Source organism: Sphingomonas astaxanthinifaciens DSM 22298 (assembly GCF_000711715.1).
GTDB lineage: Bacteria > Pseudomonadota > Alphaproteobacteria > Sphingomonadales > Sphingomonadaceae > Sphingomicrobium > Sphingomicrobium astaxanthinifaciens_A.
Window position 1 is genome coordinate 147,996 of record NZ_JONN01000001.1, and the last position, 19,909, is coordinate 167,904.

The 19,909-nt window shown below is 67.5% G+C and carries 16 protein-coding genes; 6 read left to right on the top strand and 10 right to left on the bottom strand.

Going from position 1 to position 19,909, the window contains the following annotated elements:
• Nucleotides 1-7: 7 nt before the first annotated feature.
• The 3 genes from BS69_RS0100710 to BS69_RS0100720 all read right to left on the bottom strand — a co-directional run bounded on the left by BS69_RS0100710 (nt 8) and on the right by BS69_RS0100720 (nt 6,141).
• Nucleotides 8-1,822 (bottom strand): alpha-amylase family glycosyl hydrolase, encoded by a 1,815-nt coding sequence (locus BS69_RS0100710; RefSeq protein ID WP_037504279.1) that lies wholly within the window; start codon nt 1,820-1,822, stop codon nt 8-10.
• A complete protein-coding gene (locus BS69_RS0100715) occupies nt 1,792-3,291 on the bottom strand; it encodes a tryptophan halogenase family protein (protein ID WP_029940073.1) in 1,500 nt (499 codons plus the stop codon). Before BS69_RS0100715 ends, BS69_RS0100710 begins: the two co-directional genes overlap by 31 nt.
• A gap of 66 nt (nt 3,292-3,357) precedes the next feature.
• Entirely contained in the window at nt 3,358-6,141 is a 2,784-nt protein-coding gene (locus tag BS69_RS0100720) for a TonB-dependent receptor (protein WP_029940074.1), read from the bottom strand.
• Nucleotides 6,142-6,288: 147 nt separating this feature from the next.
• Between BS69_RS0100720 and BS69_RS0100725 the strand changes: the two genes are divergently transcribed.
• The gene (locus tag BS69_RS0100725) at nt 6,289-7,314 is read left to right on the top strand and encodes a LacI family DNA-binding transcriptional regulator (RefSeq protein ID WP_029940075.1); all 1,026 of its coding nucleotides are present in this window, start codon (nt 6,289-6,291) and stop codon (nt 7,312-7,314) included.
• Here the strand turns inward: BS69_RS0100725 and BS69_RS0100730 are convergent.
• Nucleotides 7,300-8,589, bottom strand: a complete 1,290-nt coding sequence (locus BS69_RS0100730; protein WP_029940076.1) for a sugar MFS transporter — start codon at nt 8,587-8,589, stop codon at nt 7,300-7,302. The genes BS69_RS0100725 and BS69_RS0100730 overlap by 15 nt on opposite strands.
• Before the next feature lie 140 nt (nt 8,590-8,729).
• On the opposite strand from BS69_RS0100730, the gene BS69_RS0100735 reads away from it, so the two are divergent.
• Nucleotides 8,730-10,238, top strand: coding sequence for an MFS transporter (locus BS69_RS0100735; RefSeq protein WP_029940077.1), 1,509 nt, complete (start codon nt 8,730-8,732; stop codon nt 10,236-10,238).
• Between the two features lie 6 nt (nt 10,239-10,244).
• Here the strand turns inward: BS69_RS0100735 and BS69_RS0100740 are convergent, their stop codons facing one another.
• Nucleotides 10,245-11,279, bottom strand: a complete 1,035-nt coding sequence (locus BS69_RS0100740) for a UDP-glucuronic acid decarboxylase family protein (RefSeq protein WP_425423510.1) — start codon at nt 11,277-11,279, stop codon at nt 10,245-10,247.
• A gap of 146 nt (nt 11,280-11,425) precedes the next feature.
• Between BS69_RS0100740 and BS69_RS0100745 the strand changes: the two genes are divergently transcribed.
• Nucleotides 11,426-12,184, top strand: a complete 759-nt coding sequence (locus BS69_RS0100745) for an inositol monophosphatase family protein (protein WP_029940079.1) — start codon at nt 11,426-11,428, stop codon at nt 12,182-12,184.
• Here the strand turns inward: BS69_RS0100745 and BS69_RS0100750 are convergent.
• From BS69_RS0100750 to BS69_RS0100765, 4 genes are read right to left on the bottom strand one after another with little or no spacing between them, the layout of a single operon-like run.
• Nucleotides 12,181-13,533, bottom strand: a complete 1,353-nt coding sequence (locus tag BS69_RS0100750; protein ID WP_051676393.1) for a glycoside hydrolase family 43 protein — start codon at nt 13,531-13,533, stop codon at nt 12,181-12,183. The genes BS69_RS0100745 and BS69_RS0100750 overlap by 4 nt on opposite strands.
• Before the next feature lie 11 nt (nt 13,534-13,544).
• Nucleotides 13,545-14,474 (bottom strand): Gfo/Idh/MocA family protein, encoded by a 930-nt coding sequence (locus BS69_RS0100755; RefSeq protein ID WP_029940081.1) that lies wholly within the window; start codon nt 14,472-14,474, stop codon nt 13,545-13,547.
• Entirely contained in the window at nt 14,471-15,100 is a 630-nt protein-coding gene (locus BS69_RS0100760) for a 2-dehydro-3-deoxy-6-phosphogalactonate aldolase (protein ID WP_029940082.1), read from the bottom strand. The genes BS69_RS0100755 and BS69_RS0100760 overlap by 4 nt, the downstream gene beginning before the upstream one ends.
• Nucleotides 15,097-15,978, bottom strand: coding sequence for a 2-dehydro-3-deoxygalactonokinase (locus tag BS69_RS0100765; protein ID WP_051676710.1), 882 nt, complete (start codon nt 15,976-15,978; stop codon nt 15,097-15,099). Before BS69_RS0100765 ends, BS69_RS0100760 begins: the two co-directional genes overlap by 4 nt.
• Nucleotides 15,979-16,063: 85 nt before the next feature.
• Here BS69_RS0100765 and BS69_RS0100770 point away from each other — a divergent pair, with 85 nt between their 5' ends.
• From BS69_RS0100770 to dgoD, 3 genes are read left to right on the top strand one after another with little or no spacing between them, the layout of a single operon-like run.
• Nucleotides 16,064-16,927, top strand: a complete 864-nt coding sequence (locus BS69_RS0100770; RefSeq protein ID WP_029940084.1) for an SMP-30/gluconolactonase/LRE family protein — start codon at nt 16,064-16,066, stop codon at nt 16,925-16,927.
• Nucleotides 16,928-16,978: 51 nt separating this feature from the next.
• Nucleotides 16,979-18,286, top strand: a complete 1,308-nt coding sequence (locus BS69_RS0100775; RefSeq protein WP_084184199.1) for a family 1 glycosylhydrolase — start codon at nt 16,979-16,981, stop codon at nt 18,284-18,286.
• Nucleotides 18,283-19,440: a galactonate dehydratase gene (gene dgoD, locus BS69_RS0100780; RefSeq protein WP_029940086.1), complete on the top strand. Its 1,158-nt coding sequence runs from the start codon at nt 18,283-18,285 to the stop codon at nt 19,438-19,440. The genes BS69_RS0100775 and dgoD overlap by 4 nt, the downstream gene beginning before the upstream one ends.
• 43 nt (nt 19,441-19,483) lie before the next feature.
• Here dgoD and BS69_RS0100785 read toward each other — a convergent pair whose 3' ends face one another.
• A complete protein-coding gene (locus BS69_RS0100785; RefSeq protein WP_156956780.1) occupies nt 19,484-19,795 on the bottom strand; it encodes a hypothetical protein in 312 nt (103 codons plus the stop codon).
• Nucleotides 19,796-19,909: the final 114 nt, after the last annotated feature.

The following is a 19,909-nucleotide window of genomic DNA, read 5'->3' on the forward strand; positions in this document are numbered from 1 at the left end:
CAGGGTCTCAGTTTGCGGCACGGCAGATCGCATGTCCGAAGGCGGGAAGGGTGACGCGGATGGTGCCGGGCGCGATCACCGCGGCCGGGCAGGCACCCGACAGGCGGGCGAGCGAGGAGACGTCGGTCGGTACCGCGATGTTGCGGGTGATCGCTTCCGTCGAGGTGTTGACCGCCACGATCACGCGGTCGCTCGCCGAGGTCCGCGAGAAGGCCAGCAGGCCCGGCTTGTCCTCAGTGGCGAGGATCCGCGCGTCGCCGCGGCGCAGCGCCTCGCTGCCCCGCCGGATCGCCGATAGCTCGGCCACCATCCGATAGAGCGGATGGTCGGTCCGGAAGTTCTCGACCGCGGTGGTGCGGTCGGTCCCAAGCAGCGGATCGTCGTTGTAGGTTGCGACCTTCGACGGGAAGAGCGTCTGGCGGCTGTCCTGGTCGCCGCCGCGGCCGACGATGCCCTGCTCGTCGCCATAATAGACCGTCGGCACGCCGCGCCAGGTGAACAGCAGCACGTTGCCGAGCATCACCCGCTGGAGCAGTTCCTCGGGGCTGGCCTTCGGATTCTCGCTTCGGACGTAGGAAGCGAAGCGGCCGGCGTCGTGATTGCCGAGGAAGGTCGGCAACTGCCGCGCGGTCGCGTCGCCCTTGGCGTAGAGCACGTCCTGCGAGAGGAGGCCGCGGAACAGTTCGGTCGGCTGGTTGCGCGCGACCGCCTTCACCGTGGTGGCGAAGAAGGCGAAGTCGAGGACCGCGGGCAGCTGGTCGCGGACCGTGTGCTGCGCCAGCCGTCCCGGTTCGCCGCTGTCGTCATAGACCTCGCCGAAGATGTGAAAGTTCGGGATCCCGCGCGCGGCTGCCCGGGCCTTCATCGCCGGCGCGAACTGCTGCCAGAATTCGGGGTTCACGTGCCGCGCGGTATCGATCCGGAAGCCGTCGATCCCGAACCGGTCGATCCAGCTGCCATAGACGTCGATGAAGCCGGCCACGACCTTGGGATTTTCGGTCATGAGGTCGTCGAGCCCGACGAAATCGCCCATGGTCGAGCTCTCGCCGGTGAAGGTGCTGTCGCCGCGATTATGGTAGAGCAGCGGATCGTTGAGCCAGGCCGGCACCTTGGTCTTCAGCTCGGCCTTGGGCGTGCTGATCGTGTAGGCGTAATTGGGATCGGTCAGCCTGGCGAAATTCTCCGGTGAACGGTCGGTCTCGCCGGTGAAGCCGGGATTGATTGCCGCGCCGCCCGGTCCACCGCGCCGCTGGTAGGGATAATCGGCGATCGAGCGATAGGGGCAGGCCTTGGCCGCCTCGCACTCGGCGAACTTGATGACGTCCGCCGTGTGGTTGGTGATGATGTCCATGTAGACCTTCATGCCGCGCGCATGGGCCGCGTCGACGAAGGCCTTGAATTCGGCGTTGGTGCCGAAATGCGGATCGACCGAGGTGAAGTCGGTCACCCAATAGCCGTGATAGCCCGCGCTCTCCTGGCCCTTGGGACCCTGCACCGGCTTGTTCTTGAAGATCGGCGCGAACCAGATGGCGGTGACGCCCAGCCCCTGCAGGTAATCGAGCCGGCGGGTCAGCCCCTTGAGGTCGCCGCCGTTGTAGAAGCCCTTGGACGCCGGGTCGAAGCCGGTCTTCAGTCGGTCACCCTTGAGACCACCGCGATCATTCTTCGGATCGCCATTGTCGAACCGGTCGGGCAGCAGGAAGTAGATCACCTCGTCTTCGGGCAGGCGGCTGCGGAAATCGGCCGGGGTCGAGGGTTGCAGCGCGGCGGCCGCAAGCAGGGTCAGGAACGTCACGCAGCAACCTCCGCGGGCGTCCCGCATAGCTGATTGAGATAGTCGCGGTGCGGCGGCATCCGCTGCACCTTCGCCTGCACCAGTTCACGGATGCTGGCCAGATAGCGATCGACATTGTCGTCGCCCGGCGCGTCCGCGAGCGGGTGGTAGGAGCGGGGCACGATTCCCTGGCCGGTCATGACCTGCAGCCAGCCGAGTTCGGTGAACAGCTCTTCGTTGAAGCGGAAGATCCGGCCGTGCGCGCGGAAGGTCTCGATCTTCTCCGCCAGGCTGTCGGGGATGCGCATCTCGCGGCAGCGCTGCCAGAAGGGCTCGGGCCGGTCGTTGGCATGATAGTGAAGGATGATGAAGTCGCGGATCGCCTCATAGTCGAAGGCGGTCTTCGCGTTGAAGGCCGCCACGTCCGCCGGGTCGATGCGGTCGTGGGGAAGCAGGTCGATGAGATGCTTCAGCCCCGACTGCACGAGGTGGATCGAGGTCGATTCCAGCGGCTCGAGGAAGCCACTGGCAAGCCCCAAGGCGACGACATTGCCCTTCCAGCATTCGCGCCGCCGGCCGGTGGTGAAGCGCAAGGGACGGGGGTCGGCGAGCGGCTTGCCGTCGAGGTTGGCGAGCAGGATCTCGGCCGCCTCCTCGTCGCCCAGATAGTCGCTGCAATAGACGTGACCGTTGCCGATCCGGTGCTGAAGCGGGATCCGCCACTGCCAGCCGGCCTTGCGCGCCGTGGAGCGGGTATAAGGCGTGAGCGGCTCGACGCTCTCGCACGGAACCGCCAGCGCGCGGTTCATCGGCAGCCATTCGGACCAGTCGATGAACTCGACTCCCATGGTCTTGCCGATGAGCAGCGCGGCGAAGCCCGAGCAGTCGATGAAGAGGTCGCCCGCGATCCGCCGGCCGTCCTCCATCACGACCGCGGCGACGTTGCCGGTCTCGGGGTCCTGCGCGACCTCGGTGATTCGCCCTTCGTGGCGGACCACCCCGAAACCCTCGGCCTTTTCGCGGAGGAAGGCGGCGTAGAGGCCGGCGTCGAAATGATAGGCGTAGGTGGCTCCGCCAAGCGGCGCATTGGGGAGGGTGTCGTCGCGGGTGAAGCGATTGGCGAAGGCCGCGGTGCCCGACTGCGAATAGTCTTCGAGCCGGCTCCGGTCGCCGCGCGCGCGGGCCTGCAGCCAGTAATGGTGGAAGGCGATGAGGCCGAGGTCGCGGCCGACCTGGCCGAAGGCGTGCATATAGCGGGCGTCCTCGCCGCCGTGCCAGCCGACGAACTCGATCCCGAGCTTAAAGCTGCCCTTGGTGCGGGCGACGAACTCGGCCTCGTCGAGCCCAATCACGCCGTTGAAGAGCTGGATCTGCGGGATGGTGGCTTCACCGACCCCGACGGTTCCGATCGCGTCGGATTCTACCAGCTCGACGGGCCATTGGCCGCCCATGATCCGGCCGAGGGCAGCGGCGGCCATCCAGCCGGCCGACCCCCCCCCGACAATCACGATCTTCATCTCACACCTCTTCCCGGGCGGCGGCACCCGTCACGAGTGCACGCCGCCCAGTCCTGAGTCACGCGATCAGAACTTGTAGGTCAGGCCCGCCAGGAAGCGCCGGCCGTAGATCTGGTAATCGATGATCTGGGTCGGATTCTGGTTGGCATTGACCGACGCGAAGCGCTCGTCGGTGAGGTTCTGGCCCTGCAGGTAGATCGACAGGCCGCGCAGGGTGCTGCCCTCGGCGAAGTCGTAGCCGACCTGCCCGTCGACGATCGTCTCGTCGAGCGCGATGCGGCGGGTCGGCGAACCGCCGAAGCCGGTGAAGTCACCGAGGAAGGTCGAGCGGTAGCGGATGCTGCCGCGGGCATTGAAGCCCCACTTCTCGAAGAAGGCGGTGCCGTTGGCGACCCACTTCGAATAGCCCGGGATCTGGGTGATGTTCCCGTTGAAGTCGCGGACCTTGGTCTTGGTGTAACCGACGCCGCCAGTCAGGCCGAAGCCGTCGAGCGCGCTGGTGATCAGGCCGAACGGCAGGGTGGCGGCGACTTCGGCGCCGTACATCTTGCCGCCCTTGGTGTTCACCGGGGCGTTCAGGCGACCGATGGTCGAGATGCCCGGAGGAGCGGTCGCCGGCAGCGGGAAGGCGCTGTAGTCGAAATTGTTGTCGCGACCGTCGGCGATATACTTGGTGATGTCCTTCCAGAAGAACTGGGCCGCGATGTAGCCCTTGCCGCCGAAATACTTCTCGAGGTTCAGGTCGACCGCATTGGCCTGGTAGGGACGCAGCGTCGGGTTGCCGCCACTGCCCGAAATGAACGGGGTCGGGCCCGAGAAGTCGACGCCATAGCCGATCGCCGAGCGCATCTGGTCGAGGCGCGGGCGCTGGATCTCCTTGGCCGCCGCGAAGCGAACCACGAAATCGTTCGGGAAGCGGGCGTTGAGATTCAGGCTCGGCAGGACCAGCCAGTATTTGTCGCCGAGCGACACATCGACCTGGGTCCCGTTGTTGAACGCGATGCCGCTCGAGCGCTGGTCGGTGTGGATGACCTGGACGCCGACGTTGCCGGTCAACTGCGCCGCGCCGATGTCGCCCTTGAGATTGGCCTGGACGTAGCCGGTCCAGACCTTCTCGGTGACGTCATAGGCCTTGGCCGGGATGTCGTTCGAGGTGTTCGGATCGAGCACCAGCACGCCGTCGCGGATCAGCGCGCGGGGGTCGTAGCTGACGACCGGGCCGAGGCCGAGGTAGGACAGGTTGGTCGGACGCAGCAGATACTTGGTCGGGATATTGGCTTCGGTCGCGCCGTTGGGCAGGCCGACGAAGAACTCGTCCGGGGTCAGCGACTTCGAGCGGTCGGTGAAATTGGCGCCGACCTTCACCGAGTCGACGAAGCTGTTGATCTCGCGCTCGACCTCGCCGCGGAACTGGACCAGCTCGTCCTCGACGATGCGGTCATTGTAATAGCCCGCCTGCACGCGCGAACCGCCCCAGCCGAGCGGATCGGTCAGCTTGATGAGGCTGGTGTCGCTGTAGTTGAGCGTCGGCTTGAAGGTGGTGCCGGTCTTGCCGGTGACGAACGAGATGGTGTCCGTCGCGCCGCCGCTGACGCCGTAGCCCGTGCCCGAATAGCTCTCGAGGCTGAGCTCGCGCCGGTCGGTCCGCGAGAAGCTCGCATCGGCATTGGCGCGCCAGCCGTTGTCGTTCTTCCACGCGAGGTTGAGCCCGCCCGAATAAAGGTCGGCCTTCTTCGCGAACACGTCGTTGCGGATGACGCCCTGGACGTTGTTGAACACGCCCGAGACGACCGTCCCGTTGGCGGTCTTGAAGGTGGCCGTGTCGAAGGTGGTGCCGAAGGCGCCGAAGCCGAGCGGAAGCTCGATGCCGCGCTTGCTCTGGTCGTCCTTGAAGTTCGAATAGAACATGTCGGCGGTCAGCGTCAGGTTCGGCGACAGCTCGGCCTGGAAGGTGCCGTTGAGGCCGAGGCGCTTGAGCTGGGTCGAGGTGACGAACGACTTGGAACCGCCGATCAGGCCGAGCACCTCGGTGCTGGGCGGGATGGTGCCGGTGGCGTAGCCCCAGGCGTTGAATTCCTGGGTCTGGTATGGCTCGTCGACGTAGGAGGCGGCAAGCGCGATGCCGACGCGGTCATCGGCCCAGCGGTCGATGAAGGTCGCGCTGGCGCGGTAGCCGGTGTCCTTGCTGTCCGAGTTGAGCTTGCCGAGGTCGGCATAGCTGCCGCGCAGGCCGATCGCGAAGACGCGCTTCTTGGCGTCGAGCGGACGGACGGTGCGGATGTCGACGGTGCCGACGAGGCCCTGGCCGACGAGGCTCGCGCTCGGCGACTTGTAGACGACGACCTGGTTGACGACTTCCGACGGATACTGGTCGAACTCGACCCCGCGGTTGTCGTTGGTCGAGGTCTGCTCGCGGCCGTTAAGCAGGGTCATCGAGAAGTCGGGGCCGAAGCCGCGGATGGCGATGACGTTGGCGCGGCCGTTGGTGCGCTGCGAAGCGATGCCCGGAAGGCGCGCGATCGATTCACCGATCGAGCTGTCGGGCAGCTTGCCGATGTCCTCGGCCGACACCGACTCGACGATCTGCTCCTGATACTTCTTGGTCTGAACCGCGCTCTCAAGGCTGCGGCGGAAGCCGGTGACGACGATCGTGTCGCCGGCCGCGGCATCGGCCTCGGCTTTCGCCTTGGCGGCGTCGGCGGCGGCCTGGTCGGCGTCCTTCTGCGCCTGCTCGGCGTCGGCCGACGGCTGAGTCGTCTGGGCCGCGGCGGGAGTCGCCAGAAGCGCCAGGCCAATCGCCAGCGGGCTCGCGGCAAGCGCAAGGCGGCTCGTAAAATTCGAAGCTGTCATGTTGATTGTCACCCCTCCTGGTGAGCGGCGCTGGGGGACCCCACACAAGCGCCATGTCACGCAGCCGAAACCTACCAGTCATTTCGGCGAGGAACAGGATAAGGGACGGGTATACATACGTATTCAGGGCGTTACACTGTGGCCGTAATGACGCAGCGGCGGCCGACATCGTTCGATATCGCGGCTTTGGCGGGGGTCTCGCAGCCGACGGTCAGCCGAGCCTTGTCCGGGAATCCCGCCGTCAGCGCGGAGACCCGGGCGCGAGTCCTCGCGGCCGCCGAGCAGCTCCATTACAAGGTCGACAAGAATGCCAGCGGACTCCGCCGGCAGCAGAGCCGCACGCTCGCCTTGCTGTTCTTCGAGGACCCGACGCCCGACGAGACGCTGATCAATCCCTTCTACCTCAGCATGGTCGGATCGATGGTGCGGACCTGCGCCACGCACGGCTACGACCTGCTGATCAGCTTCCAGCAGCTCTCCGACGACTGGCACGTCGACTATGAGGACAGCCGCAAGGCCGACGGCATCATCCTCCTCGGCTATGGCGACTACACGCTCTACCGGCCGCGGCTCGAGCAGTTGGTCCGGCGCGGCGCGCATTTCGTCTGCTGGGGCAATCCGCGCGCGGGCGAGTTCGGCGCGGTGGTCGGCTCGGACAATGAAGGCGGGGGCTTCGAGGCAACCCGCCACCTGCTCGGCTCGGGCCGCCGCCACATCGCCTTCGTCGGCACCGCGAGCGAGGCCTATCCCGAATTCCTCGATCGCTATGCGGGCTATGTCCGCGCGCATGACGAGGCTAGCCTCAGCGTGCTCGACGGCCTGCGTGTCGATGCCGGCCCGAGCGAGGAAGAGGGCCGCGCGGCGGTGATCGCGCTCGAGCAGCGCCGAGTGCCCTATGACGCGATCTTCGCCGCCTCGGACCTCGCAGCCATCGGTGCGATCAAGGCGCTGCAGGAGAAGGGGCGGCGGGTGCCGCAGGATGTGGCGGTGGTCGGCTTCGACGATCTTTCCGCCGCCGGCTATTCGAGCCCGCCGCTGACCACCGTGGCCCAGGATGCCCGCGCCGCCGGTGTCGCGCTGGTCGAGGCCCTGATCGGACGGATCGAGGGCCGCGACACCGTCGCGACCCTCCTTCCCGTTACCCTAAAGGTGCGCGGCTCAAGCCTGGTCTGAGGCCGGCCGGCGGGCATAGAGCCCATAGGCCGCGATCACCGCATAGCAGGCCGCTGGAAGCAGCAGCGCGATGCCGAGCCGTCCGCTGGTGTCGGCCAGCATGCCGGTCAGCAGCGGCACCACCGCCCCGCCGAAGATGGCGATGTTGATGATCCCCGAACCGTCCGCCGCGCGCGCCCCCAGCTTCTCGCAGGCGAGGCTGAAGATGGTCGGGAACATGATCGAGTTCATCAGGCCGATCGCGAGCAGGCTGTAGGCCGCGACCGCGCCGGTGGTGTTGGTCGAGATGAGGATCAGCGCGATCGCGCCCGCGGCAACCATCGCCAGCAGCGCGCCGGGGTTGATCACGCGAAGCAGCGCCGAGCCGATGAAGCGGCCGATCATCGCGCCGCCCCAGTACATGAAGATCATGTCGCCCGCGCCGCGCTCGGTAAGGCCGAGGACGTGCTTCTGCTGGAGGTAGCTGACGATCAGCGAGCCGATCGACACTTCGGCGCCGACGTAGAGGAAGATACACAGCGCGCCCCAGCCGAAGCGCTTGCGGCGCAGGAGCGAGAAGCCGGCCAACGGCGAGCTGTGCTCGTGATGCTCGCCGTGCAGGCGATTGCGGAACAGATAGACCGCACCCGCGATCACCAGCAGCGCGACCGCAAGGCCGATATAGGTGTGGACGATCGCGCTGGTCTCGGCCGCGCGATAGCTGTCGAGCGCGGCGCCGGTCAGCTTGCTCGCATCGACATTGGCAAGACTGCCAAGGATCAGCGCCGAGCCGACGATCGGGAAGACGGTCGTGCCGAGGCTGTTGAACGCCTGCGCGAAGGTCAGCCGGCTGTGCACCGTCTTTTGCGGCCCGAGCATGCTGATCAGCGGATTGGCGACGACCTGCACGACGACGACGCCGCTCGCGAGGATGAACAAGGCGAACAGGAACAGGCCGTAGGTCGCGGTGCTCGATGCCGGAATGAAGAGCAGGCAGCCGGCCATCATCACGAGCAGGCCGGTCATCGCCCCGCGCATGTAGCCGATCCGCTTGACCAGCTGCGCGCCGGGAATGCCGATCACCAGATAGGCGGTGAAGAAGCAGAACTGCACCAGCATCGCCTGCGTGTAATTGAGCGTGAACAGCTCTTTCAGCTTGGGCAGGATGACGTCGTTGAGGCTGGTGATGCCGCCGAAGATGAAGAACAGCGCGAAGACGAAATAGCGCAGTTCGGGCGCGTCGACGCCGTCCTGGCTGGTGGCCTCTGTCGAGGCGCTCGGTGCGGCAACGGCCATTCTACACTCCCCCATGTGATCGTTCACTTGTGGTCATAGGGACCAGCGGTGTCACCTGTGAATACCTATTCTGCTGCGGCGCACAAAGGATTGTTCCGGCGGGAATATCCTGCTTTCGTCAGCGCAGGAGGAGCGTCAGCATGGATCAGGTTACCGGCCGGCTCGAGAAGCCGCGCCAAGGCTGGGCGGGATTGTGGAACATCTCGTTCGGCTTCTTCGGAATCCAGATCGGCTTCGCGCTCCAGAACGCGAACATGAGCCGGGTCTTCCAGTCGCTGGGCGCAAGCCTTGATGATCTTCCCGCCTTGTGGATCGCGGCGCCGCTGACCGGCCTCCTCGTCCAGCCGATCATCGGCTTCATGAGCGATCGCACCTGGCTCGGCCGGTTCGGTCGCCGCCGGCCCTATTTCGTCGCCGGCGCGCTGCTCGCCGCCTTGTCGCTGCTGCTGATGCCGCTGTCGCACGTGCTGCTGATGGCGGCGCTCCTGCTGTGGACGCTCGACGCCAGCCTCAACATCTCGATGGAGCCGTTCCGCGCCTTTGTCGGCGACCAGCTGCGCAAGGACCAGCACACCGCCGGCTATGCGGTGCAGACCGCCTTCATCGGCGCGGGCGCGGTCATGGGATCGCTCTTCCCTTACCTTCTCGAACATTGGGGCGTCAGCAACGTCGCCGCCACCGGCAACATCCCCGACACGGTGCGCTGGAGCTTCTGGGCCGGGGGCGCGGCGCTGTTCGCGGCGGTGATGTGGACCGTCCTCACGACGCGCGAATACAGCCCCGCGGAGATGCGCAGCTTCGGCGAGGAAACGCTCGAAGGCGAGGGCGAGACGATGCGCGCGCTCGCTGCCCGAAACTATCTCTCGAGCCTCCTGTGGGCCGTCGCCGGCGGCGTGGTGATCGTCGCGGTCGCCGAGCTTGGCCTCGAGAAGGAAGTCTATCTGCTCGGTGCGCTTCTGATCGGTTACGGGCTGCTCTCGGCCATCGCCATCGCCTTCGCCAAGCAGGGCCGGCCAGCCAATATGCTCGGCAGCATCGTCGGCGACTTTTCGGGCATGCCCACCGTCATGAAGCAGCTCGCTTTGGTCCAGTTCTTCAGCTGGTCGGCGCTGTTCATCATGTGGATCAACACCACGCCCGTGGTCGCGCAGAACTTCTTCGGCGCGTCCGACGCGGCGAGCCCGGCCTATCAGGAAGCGGGCAATTGGGTCGGCGTGCTGTTCGCGGTCTACAATGGCGTCGCCGCGATCGCGGCGCTGGCCTTGCTGCCGGCGCTCGCCAACCGCATCGGCAAGGCGCGGACCCATGCCATCTGCCTCGCTGCCGGCGCGCTCGGCTATGCGAGCTTCTTCTTCTTCAAGGATCCGCAGCACCTGCTGATCGCCGAGATCGGGGTCGGCATCGCCTGGGCCTCGATCCTGGCCATGCCCTATGCCATCCTCGCGAGCAGCCTGCCGCAGGCCAAGCTTGGCACCTACATGGGGCTGTTCAACATCTTCATCGTCGTGCCGCAGCTGCTGGTGGCGACGGTGATGGGCTCGATCATGAAGGCCTTTTTCCCCGACCAGCCGATCTGGACCATGGCCTTTGCCGCGGGCGTCATGGGGCTCGCCGCGCTGGCGACCCTGCGGGTGCGCGAGGCCGGGTAGCGCGGCTTATTCGGCGGCGAGCACTTCGCGCGGCGCCAGCCCCGAACCGAAGCGGAAGGCCGGGGATTCGCGGCCGAGCTCGGCGGCGAAATAGGGGATGGTCGCCTTCAGCCCTTCCTCGAGCCCGACGCGCGGCGCCCAGCCGAGCAGGGCGCGGGCCCGCGCGATATCGGGCTTGCGGCGACGTGGATCGTCCTGCGGCAGGGGCAGCGCGGTCACCGGGCTGCCCGAACGGGTCAGCCGCAGCACGCGCTCGACGAGATCGGACACCGTGAGCTCGTTCGGATTGCCGAGATTGACCGGACCGGGCTGCAGCCCCTCATAGGCCATCATCCGCACCAGCCCCTCGACGAGATCGTCGACATGACAGAAGCTGCGGGTCTGGCTGCCGTCGCCATAGATGGTGATCGGCTGGCCGGTCAGCGCCTGGCAGATGACGTTGCTGACCACGCGACCGTCCTCGGGGTCCATGCGCGGGCCATAGGTGTTGAAGATCCGCACCACGCGCACCTCCGCGCGGCCCATGCGGTCGAAATCGAACGCCAGCGTCTCGGCCGCGCGCTTGCCCTCGTCGTAACAGGCACGCGGGCCGGTGCAGCTGACCCAGCCGCGATAATCCTCGCGCTGCGGATGGACCTCGGGATCGCCATAGACCTCGCTCGTCGAGCTCAGGAGATAGCGCGCGCGCTGCGCTTCGGCGAGGCGCAGGAGGTTGCGGCTGCCGAGCACGCAGGTCAGCAGCGTATGCTCGGGATCGGCCTGGTAGGCGGGCGGCGAGGCCGGGCAGGCGAGGTTGTAGATGTGCGAGAACGACCGTCCGGTAATCGCTGCCGGCAGCGGCTCGGTCACGTCATGCGCGATGCAATCCAGCCGCGGAGACCCGCGCAAATGGTCGAGATTCTCGGGCCGGCCGGTCTGGAAATTGTCGAGCACCACCACTTCGGCGCCATCACCGAGCAGCCGCTCGCACAGGTTTGAGCCGATGAATCCGGCCCCTCCTGCAACCAGCACCCGCTCCCTTGCCCGTGACGCCATTCCCATTTCTCCCTGCGCCTCGCGGCCGGTCCTGCGCCGTAACAATCCGGCTCCGCGCAATTTGTTCAAGAGTCGTCGTTGCGCGGGTCGCGAATCCGTCGCGGCGCGCGCAGCCATTGCCTCGTTCGGACGCCTCGGCAATGACAATGGCGATGACCGACTTGCATCCCTTCCTCGAGCACCTCTCCGCAATCGCCCGCGCCGTCACCGTCGGCCGCGCGGTGCCGGCGGCGGACAACAAGGCAGGGGCGGGGGCTTACGATCCCGTCACCGAGCTCGACCGCGCGGCCGAGCGCGCGCTCCGCGCCGCGATCGAAGAGGCCTTTCCCGACGACGGGATCGAGGGCGAGGAATATGGCCTGGTGCGCGCCGACGCCCGCCGCCGCTGGCTGCTCGACCCGATCGACGGCACCCGCGCGCTGATCTGCGGCCTGCCGAGCTGGACCACGCTCGTCGCGCTGATGGAGGATGGTCAGCCGGTGGCGGGCTTCATCGACGCCCCCGCGCTCGGCGAATTGCTGGTCGGTTTGCCCGGCGCCACGATGCTCGATGGCCGGCCGGTCCGGACCTCCGCCTGCGACGATCTCGCCGCCGCGCGCCTGTCGAGCACCGATCCCTATCTGTTCGAGGGCGGGGAGTATGAGGCGTTCACCCGGGTCCGCCGCTCGGTCCGCCTCGCGCGCTACGGCTACGATGCGCTCGCCTACGCGCGGCTCGCGGCCGGTCATCTCGACCTCGTGATCGAAAACAAGCTTCACCGTCACGACTGGGCGGCGCTGGTTCCGGTGGTGCGCGGGGCTGGCGGCGTGGTCGGCAACTGGCAGGGCGGCGACGACCTCGAGGCCGGCGCGATCGTCGCCGCCGCGACCCCGGGCCTGTTCGCGCAGGCGATTGCCGCGCTCAACGCCTAGGGCACCAGTTCGACGGTCTCGCCGCGAAAGCGCAGGCCCACGCTCAGCAGGGCGCGAAAGACATTGTAGCCGCCGGTCCCGGGATGGAAGGCGTGGAAGAAGAGCCGCGGCGCGCCATCGGTCCCGACCGAGACCGAGGCATGGCCCGGCGCCGACCAGTCGGGATGCGAGCGGAGCAAAGGTTCGGCGGCCTTGCGATAGGGCCCCGTGATCCGGTCGGCGACGGCATAGCCGATCCCGTAGCTCGGGGACGTGAAATCGTTGCCCGCGTAGAACAGGAAATAGCGCCCCTCCTGGCGGGTGAGGAACGGGCCCTCGACCAGATGGCCTTCCCAGTCGAGATCGTTGGCGAGCAGCTGGTGCCGCTCGCCCACCAGCGCGCGTCCGTCCGCGCTGAGCGCCTGCGCGAGGATCGGGGTTTCCATATGCGCGACGATCTCGTCGGCGACCCCGCTGGCGTGCAGCGCCGCGCGCACGTGCCGCCAGCGCGCCAGCGCCGCCCGGATCAGCGGCTGCATCAGGAAGAAGCGCTCCATCGGGCGGCGGGTGTTGGCGAAGGGCTGGACGGCCGCGCAGAAGGCGGCCGTGCGCCGGTCCTCCTCGCTCTCGAACAGGCGGGCGATGAGCTCCGGCCGCGCACGCAGCAGCCCTGCCAGCGGCCGCGGCCAGAGGCTGTTGCTGTCCTTCTTCCAAATAAGCCACGGGGTGCCGTCGGGTTCGACATGGACATGGCTGTCGATCATCGCGCCGGTGAGGAGGGGCGCGCCATTGTCATGCCACGGACCCGCCGGATGCGCCGCCCGAGCAAGCCCGATCGAGAGCGTCCGGTCGGCGGCGCGCGCGGTGTAGCTCAGCCAATATTCGCCGCCCACGCGGGCGATCTCAGGCGCCCAGAAATCCCCGACATGGCGGCCGGAAGCGGTCCAGTCTGGGGTCTTCCCCTGCTCGAACACGAAGCCGCGCAAGGACCAGTGGAGAAGATCGGTGCTCTGCAGGATCGGGAAGGCGTCGGGCGCATCGTTGGAGGTCGCCACCAGCCACCAGCCGTCCGCGGTCCTGAACACGGCGGGATCGCCATAACCCGACAGGATTCGCGGGCTAAGATTGTCGCTGATCAGGGGGCGCCAGGGCGGCGCTGGATAGTGCTCGATCGGGTCGGTGCGGTGGGGCGGGCGCGTTCCGAAATCGGCGTGCAGCGCGTCGAAAAAGGCGAGGAACGCCTCGGGCCCGGGACCGTCGATCCGGTAGGAGCGCACCGGGCTCCCGTCGCTCGGCGAGACCGCGAGGAGGATCGCCTCGCCCTCCTCGCGGGCTTCGACCGTGAAGGTCAGCAGGGACGGGTCATCCATCGCCGCGGCGGCTAGACCGTCACCGCCTCGACCGTTTCGCGCCGCGCGACCAGCAGGCTGTCCGCCACCAGCCGGAGCGGCTCGACATCGACGAGGCTCGCGCGCCGATCGATGAGGTCGGCGAAGGTTCTGTAAAGATCGGGATATTCGCCGATGCTCGAGCCCGGCACCTCGTCCCCATTGAGAAACAGCCGGGCGCCGCCTTCGATGAGGTCAAGCCTCTGGCCGTCGCCCGTCTCGATCCGGATCGTCCATTCCTCGCCGTCGGTCTTGCGCCAGTCGAGGCTGGCCGAGAGCGGGCCATCCGCCGCCGGACTGGTGAAGCGCAATTCCGCCGCGATCGGCGTCTGCGCATTGACGGGGAAGGACAGCGTGCCTTCCGATACGAACAGAGGTCCCGGCAGGATCGCGGTGGCGACCGAGAAGGCATTGATGCCGGGATCGAACACGCCGAAGCCGCCCGGCTCGAACACCCATTGCTGACCCGGATGCCACTTGTGGACGTCCTCGTGCCAGGTGATGTGCATCGACCTGATGCGCTGCCCGGCGAGCAATTTCTTCGCCGCCGCGACGCCCGCATTATGCTGCGCGTGCCAGGTGGTGAAGAGCGTGGTGCCCTTCGCCGCTGCCAGCCGCCGCAATTCCTCGATCTCGCCCAGCGTCGCGCAGGGCGGCTTTTCGAGCAGCAGGTGAAGGCCGCGCGAGATGCATAAGCGGGCGATCTCGAACCGCGGAGCGGGCGGGGTGGTGATCGCCGCCGCCTCGAGCCCCTCGACCGTGTCGAGCAGCGCGTGCCAGTCGGTGAATGCGGGCTCGGGTCCCTTGCCCTGCCGGCTGCTGCTTCCGGCCAGCGCGAAGCGGGGATTTCCGAGGATCGCGGGCTGGTGCTGGTCCTCGGCGATCTTGCCGAAGCCGATGATCGCAATTCGGATCGGGGTCACTTGGCCAGCCCCGCGACATAGGCCCTCGCGCGGGCCTCGACCTCGTCGGCGCTGCGCCCGGGAACGTAGAGGCCCGACCCCAGCCCGAAGCCATTGGCCCCGGCCTCCAGCCACGGCGTCATCGTGTCGGGCTGGACCCCGCCGACCACCAGCACCGGCACTTGCCTGGGAAGCACCGCGCGCTGCGCCTTGAGCACCGCCGGCGAGGCGCCCTCGGCCGGGAACAGCTTCAGTGCCTGCGCCCCTGCGTCGAGCGCGACGAAGGCCTCGGTCGGAGTGAAATAGCCGGGCGCCGCGACCATCCCGGCCTGCACCGCCGCCGCGATTACCTGTGCATTGGTGTTGGGCGCGACGACCAGCCGCCCGCCCGCATCCTTGACCCGCGCGACGCTCAATGGGTCGAGCACGGTCCCGGCGCCGACCAGCGCGCGGTCGCCGAGCGCCTTCGCCAGCCGGTCGATGCTTTCGAACGGTTGCGGGCTATTGAGCGGGACTTCGATGATCGCGATCCCCGCGGCCAGCAAGGCCTTGCCGACCGCGACCGCTTCTTCGGGAGTGACCCCGCGGATAATCGCCACCAGCGGGCACTGGCCGAGATACTGGGCAAAATCCTCTTCGGCGCTCATGACAGTCGCTCCGTGATGGCCCGCGCGCCGGCAAGGAAAGCCTCCTCGCCATCGACTTCGCGGTTGGGCCGCCCGACCTGGGTCAAGGCGGCCGAGAACAAGCGGGTCAGCGCGCCGCGGCCCATCACCACCACCTCGCCTTGCGGCAGGTCGGACAGGCCGGTGCGCAGGTCCGCGCCGATCAGCAGCCCGGAAACGAAGCTCGCGACCTCATATTCCTGCAGGCTGCCGAGCAGCACGCGGGCCCGCACGGTGAACAGGTCGGCGGTCAGCGCGCGGCCCTCCCAGCCTTGCGCCACGCCCTCGGCAAAGGGTGCGCCGGGGGTGGCCTCGGTCTCGAGCCAGGCCTTGAGCAGGCTGCCGTGCTTGAGAAGGTTGAACATCTCGCCCGTCATCACGGTGCGGAAGCGGGTCAGGCGGCCGCCTTCGAGCAAGGCCCATTTGTTGTGGGTGCCGGGATGGCAGATGAGCGCGTCGGTGCCGCACAGCCCGGCCGCGACGGCGCCGAAGAATTGCGTCTCCTCGCCGCGGAGGACGTCGGCGCGCTTCCCCTCTTCATAGGAGGCGCCGGGCACGATGAAGGCGCGCTCGTCCTCGAGCCGGACCAGTCCCGCGACCAGCGTGTCGAGGTCGAGCGGGCAGGGGAGATAGGGCGCCGGCACCCAGCCGCCGCGCGCGCCGACCATCCCGGACATCAGCAGGGGAAGATCGCCGAGGCGGGCACGAATGCCTGCGACCGCGGCCGGGAAACCGCCCGCGGGCACGCTGGTGAACCCGAGGTCGTCGGCGAACTCGCCCATGACCCGGTCCCCGTCGATCCGCCAGGCGCGGCGATTGGTGGTCCCCCAGTCGACCGCGATGAAGCCTTCATCCCACATGCCCGCATCCATAGCCTCAGAAAAGCGACGAAGCGCGACTTGTGTCCCTTCTCTCTTTCCGCCCAGCCGTTATTTTGCGTATCCCATGGACCTGACCTGCGTAGCCGACGTCCAGGCCTTGCTTGGCGAGGGGCCCCAGTGGGACCCTGCCGACGCTGCCTTGACCTTCGTGGACATCAAGGGGCGCCGGGTCTTCCGCTGGCGCGAGGGACAGAGGCTCGAGGAATATCCGACCCCCTATCGGCTCGGCAGCCTCATTCCGCGCGCCTCGGGCGGGCATATCGCCGGCACCGACCATGGCATCGCGGCGGTCGACCTCGCCCGCGAGCGGTTCGAGCTTCTGTTCGACCCCGAGGAGGACCGCGAGACCAACCGCTTCAACGACGCCAAGGTCGACCGCGCCGGGCGCCTCTTCGCGGGCACCATGGACGACGAGGAAGAACAGGCAAGCGGCGCCTTCTACCGGATCGACCGCAACCTCATCTGCACCCGGGTCGACGACGGCTTCCGGGTCACCAACGGTCCCGCCTTCAGCCCCGACGGCCGGATCATGTATGCCAACGACAGCGCGCTCCAGGTGACCTGGCGCTACGACCTGATGCCCGACGGCACCCCCATCCACCGCCGCGAACTGGCGCGGTTTGGCGAAGGCGAGGGCTATCCCGACGGAATGACGGTCGATTCCGAGGGCTGCCTGTGGATCGCCTTCTGGGACGGCTGGTGCCTGCGCCGCCTGTCGCCCGACGGCGAGCGCCTCGCCGAGCTCCGCCTGCCGGTCCAGCGCCCGACCAGCTGCACCTTCGGCGGTCCCGCGCTCGACCGCCTGTTCATCACCTCGGCCCGGATCGGACTCGAAGAAAAGGACCTCGCCGCGCAACCAACCGCGGGCGGGCTCTTTATGTGTTCACCGGGAGTGACCGGGATCGCCGATCTGCCCTTCGCGGGCTGACCGACCCAACCGACGCCAAGCTGCCCGAAGGAGGCAATCATCGCCAATTTCATGTTCGCCACCGGGATCGAGAACAGCATCCCGACCATCAACGGCGGCAAGACCCGCGTCGACCAGATGGAGGCGTCGGACCATTACCGCCGGTGGCAGGAGGATTTCGACTGCGTCGAGGACATCGGGATCCAGTATCTCCGCTTCGGCCCGCCGCTCCACAAGACCTTCCTCGGTCCCGGCAAATATGACTGGGAGTTCGCCGACCTCACCCTCAATGACCTCAAGCGCCGCGACATCACCCCGATCGTCGACCTCTGCCACTTCGGTGTCCCCGACTGGATCGGCAATTTCCAGAACCCCGATTTCAGCCAGCATTTCGCCAATTACGCCGCCGATTTCGCCGAGCGCTATCCATGGATCCAGCTCTACACGCCGGTGAACGAGATGTTCATCTGCGCCGCCTTCAGCGCCAAATATGGCTGGTGGAACGAGCAGGAGCGGACCGACCGCTCCTTCGTCACCGCATTGAAGCACATCGTCAAAGCCAATGTGCTGGCGATGACCGAGATCCTGAAGCGCCGCCCCGACGCCATCTTCATCCAATCGGAATCATCCGAATATTTCCACGCCGACAGCCCGGCCGCGATCGGCCCGGCCGAGGTCCTCAACAGCCGCCGATTCCTCAGCCTCGATCTCAACTACGGCCGCCGGGTCGACAGCGAGATGTACGAATATCTGATGGATAACGGGATGACCCGGGAGGAATATCACTTCTTCCTCGGCAACCGCCTCAAGCAGCACTGCATCCTCGGCAACGACTATTACTGGACCAACGAGCACCGGGTCCATGCCGACGGCCGGACCGAGGCCAGCGGCGAGGTATTCGGCTATTGCGAGATCACCCGGCAGTATCACAACCGCTACCGGCTCCCGATCATGCACACCGAGACCAATTTGCGCGAAGGTCCGACGGGCCAGGAATCGGTCCAGTGGCTGTGGAAGGAATGGGCCAACGTCCTCAGGCTGCGCAACGTCGGCATCCCCACCGTCGGCTTCACCTGGTACAGCCTCACCGACCAGGTCGACTGGGACACCGCGCTTCGCGAGCAGAACGGCAACGTCAATCCGCTCGGCCTGTTCGACCTGGACCGCAAGATCCGCAACGTCGGCAAGGCCTACAAGCAGCTGATCCGCGACTGGCGCGACGTGTTGCCGGCCTCCTCGGTCTGCCTCGCGGTGCCGGTCAAGCCGCTGCACCAGGGCGTCTGGCCGCCGCTCACCACCCCGCCGGGCGAGCGCAAGGAGACGCAGGACAAGGGCCTCGCGCTCGGCAACCAGGACCAGCAGACGCCGGAGGCCGCATGACCGGCTGCCCCGAACTCAAGATCGGGCGGATCGAGACCTTCCTCGTCCCGCCGCGCTGGCTGTTCGTCCGGGTCGAGACGGTCGACGGCGCCTTCGGCTGGGGAGAGGCCAGCCTCGAGGGTCATGCCGAGGCGGTGAACGGGGCCTTCGAGGCGCTCCGCGACCGCTTCCTCGGGCATGACGCGCGGCGCATCGAGGACATCTGGCAGATCGCCTATCGCGGCGGCTTCTACCGCGGCGGCCCGGTGCTGATGAGCGCCCTGTCCGGGCTCGACCAGGCCCTGTGGGACTTGAAGGGCAAGGCGCTCGGCGTCCCCGCCTGGGAGTTGATGGGCGGCCGCGTCCGCGACCGGATCCGGGCCTATGCCTGGATCGGCGGCGACCGCCCGCACGAGATCGCCGATGCCGCCCGGGCCCGCAAGGACCAGGGCTTCTCGGCGGTCAAGATGAACGCCACCGCCGAGCTCGACTGGATCGGCACGCCGCGCCTGTTCGACGAGGTGATCGAGCGGGTGAAGGCGGCGCAGGCAGCGGGCATGGACGTCGGCCTCGACTTCCACGGCCGGGTCCACCGGGCGATGGCGAAACAGCTCGCCAAGGTGCTCGAGCCCCTGGGCCTCCTGTTCATCGAGGAGCCGTTGCTCTCCGAGAACCACGAGGGCCTCGCCGACATCGCCAATCTCGTCTCGACCCCGATCGCGCTCGGCGAGCGGCTCTACAGCCGCTGGGACTTCAAGACCTTCTTCCAGACGGGCGCGGTCGACATCATCCAGCCCGACCTCAGCCACGCCGGGGGGCTCAGCGAGTGCCGCCGGATCGCGGCCATGGCCGAGGCCTTTGACGTCGCGGTTGCGCCGCACTGCCCGCTCGGCCCGCTGGCGCTCGCCGCCTGCCTCCAGCTCGCCGCCAATGCCCCCAATGTCGCGATCCAGGAAATGAGCCTCGGGATCCACTATAACGTGGGCCACGACCTGTTGAACTTCATCACCGATCCCGAGGTGCTGACCCCGGTCGACGGCTATCTCGCCATCCCGGAAAAGCCCGGCCTCGGGATCACGATCGACGAGGCCGCGGTGCGCGAGGTGGCGAAGGATGGCCATCGCTGGCGCAACCCCATCTGGCGCCAGCACGACGGCAGCTTCGCGGAATGGTGAGGCGACCTCCCCCCGCCATGCGGTGGGGAGGGGAGAAACTTGCTCAGGCCGCCTTCTTGCCCGTGGCCCGTTGCTCGAACGGCACGTCGTCGAGCTTCGCGGCGAGCGTGGCCAGCTCTTCGCCGGCCTCGGCCACCGCGCCGCTATACTTGGCGTCGGCGGCCTGCTCCTCGACGGTCAGCTCGCGCCAGTAGCTGATCGACAGGCGGCGCCCGAACACGTCATCGCCGCGCATCTTGATTTCCGGTTCGGCCGTTTCCGGCAGGCTGTCGCGGATCGCGGTCAGCGTGGTGATCAGGCGATCGAGCGACGTATAGTCGCCGACGTCGATGAAATCCTTCACTCGCGTGCGCATGGGTACCATCCCTCCCCAGACGGGGCTGTTTCGCGCCGCGCGCCAAGCGACGCAACCTCATTTCCCCTACTTATCCCCAGATCAGTTGCCGACCACTGAACACAGCGCTTATGC

What these genes read in the sequence shown, in the direction of transcription:
- BS69_RS0100785 (WP_156956780.1), bottom strand. Translation starts at nt 19,795, where the DNA reads ATGCGCACGCGAGTGAAGGATTTCATCGACGTCGGCGACTATACGTCG.
- BS69_RS0100770 (WP_029940084.1), top strand. Translation starts at nt 16,064, where the DNA reads ATGGACCTGACCTGCGTAGCCGACGTCCAGGCCTTGCTTGGCGAGGGG.
- BS69_RS0100745 (WP_029940079.1), top strand. Translation starts at nt 11,426, where the DNA reads ATGACCGACTTGCATCCCTTCCTCGAGCACCTCTCCGCAATCGCCCGC.
- BS69_RS0100735 (WP_029940077.1), top strand. Translation starts at nt 8,730, where the DNA reads ATGGATCAGGTTACCGGCCGGCTCGAGAAGCCGCGCCAAGGCTGGGCG.
- BS69_RS0100715 (WP_029940073.1), bottom strand. Translation starts at nt 3,291, where the DNA reads ATGAAGATCGTGATTGTCGGGGGGGGGTCGGCCGGCTGGATGGCCGCC.
- BS69_RS0100750 (WP_051676393.1), bottom strand. Translation starts at nt 13,533, where the DNA reads ATGGATGACCCGTCCCTGCTGACCTTCACGGTCGAAGCCCGCGAGGAG.
- BS69_RS0100710 (WP_037504279.1), bottom strand. Translation starts at nt 1,822, where the DNA reads ATGCGGGACGCCCGCGGAGGTTGCTGCGTGACGTTCCTGACCCTGCTT.
- BS69_RS0100730 (WP_029940076.1), bottom strand. Translation starts at nt 8,589, where the DNA reads ATGGCCGTTGCCGCACCGAGCGCCTCGACAGAGGCCACCAGCCAGGAC.
- BS69_RS0100765 (WP_051676710.1), bottom strand. Translation starts at nt 15,978, where the DNA reads ATGTGGGATGAAGGCTTCATCGCGGTCGACTGGGGGACCACCAATCGC.
- BS69_RS0100725 (WP_029940075.1), top strand. Translation starts at nt 6,289, where the DNA reads ATGACGCAGCGGCGGCCGACATCGTTCGATATCGCGGCTTTGGCGGGG.
- BS69_RS0100720 (WP_029940074.1), bottom strand. Translation starts at nt 6,141, where the DNA reads ATGACAGCTTCGAATTTTACGAGCCGCCTTGCGCTTGCCGCGAGCCCG.
- BS69_RS0100775 (WP_084184199.1), top strand. Translation starts at nt 16,979, where the DNA reads ATGTTCGCCACCGGGATCGAGAACAGCATCCCGACCATCAACGGCGGC.
- BS69_RS0100740 (WP_425423510.1), bottom strand. Translation starts at nt 11,279, where the DNA reads ATGGGAATGGCGTCACGGGCAAGGGAGCGGGTGCTGGTTGCAGGAGGG.
- dgoD (WP_029940086.1), top strand. Translation starts at nt 18,283, where the DNA reads ATGACCGGCTGCCCCGAACTCAAGATCGGGCGGATCGAGACCTTCCTC.
- BS69_RS0100760 (WP_029940082.1), bottom strand. Translation starts at nt 15,100, where the DNA reads ATGAGCGCCGAAGAGGATTTTGCCCAGTATCTCGGCCAGTGCCCGCTG.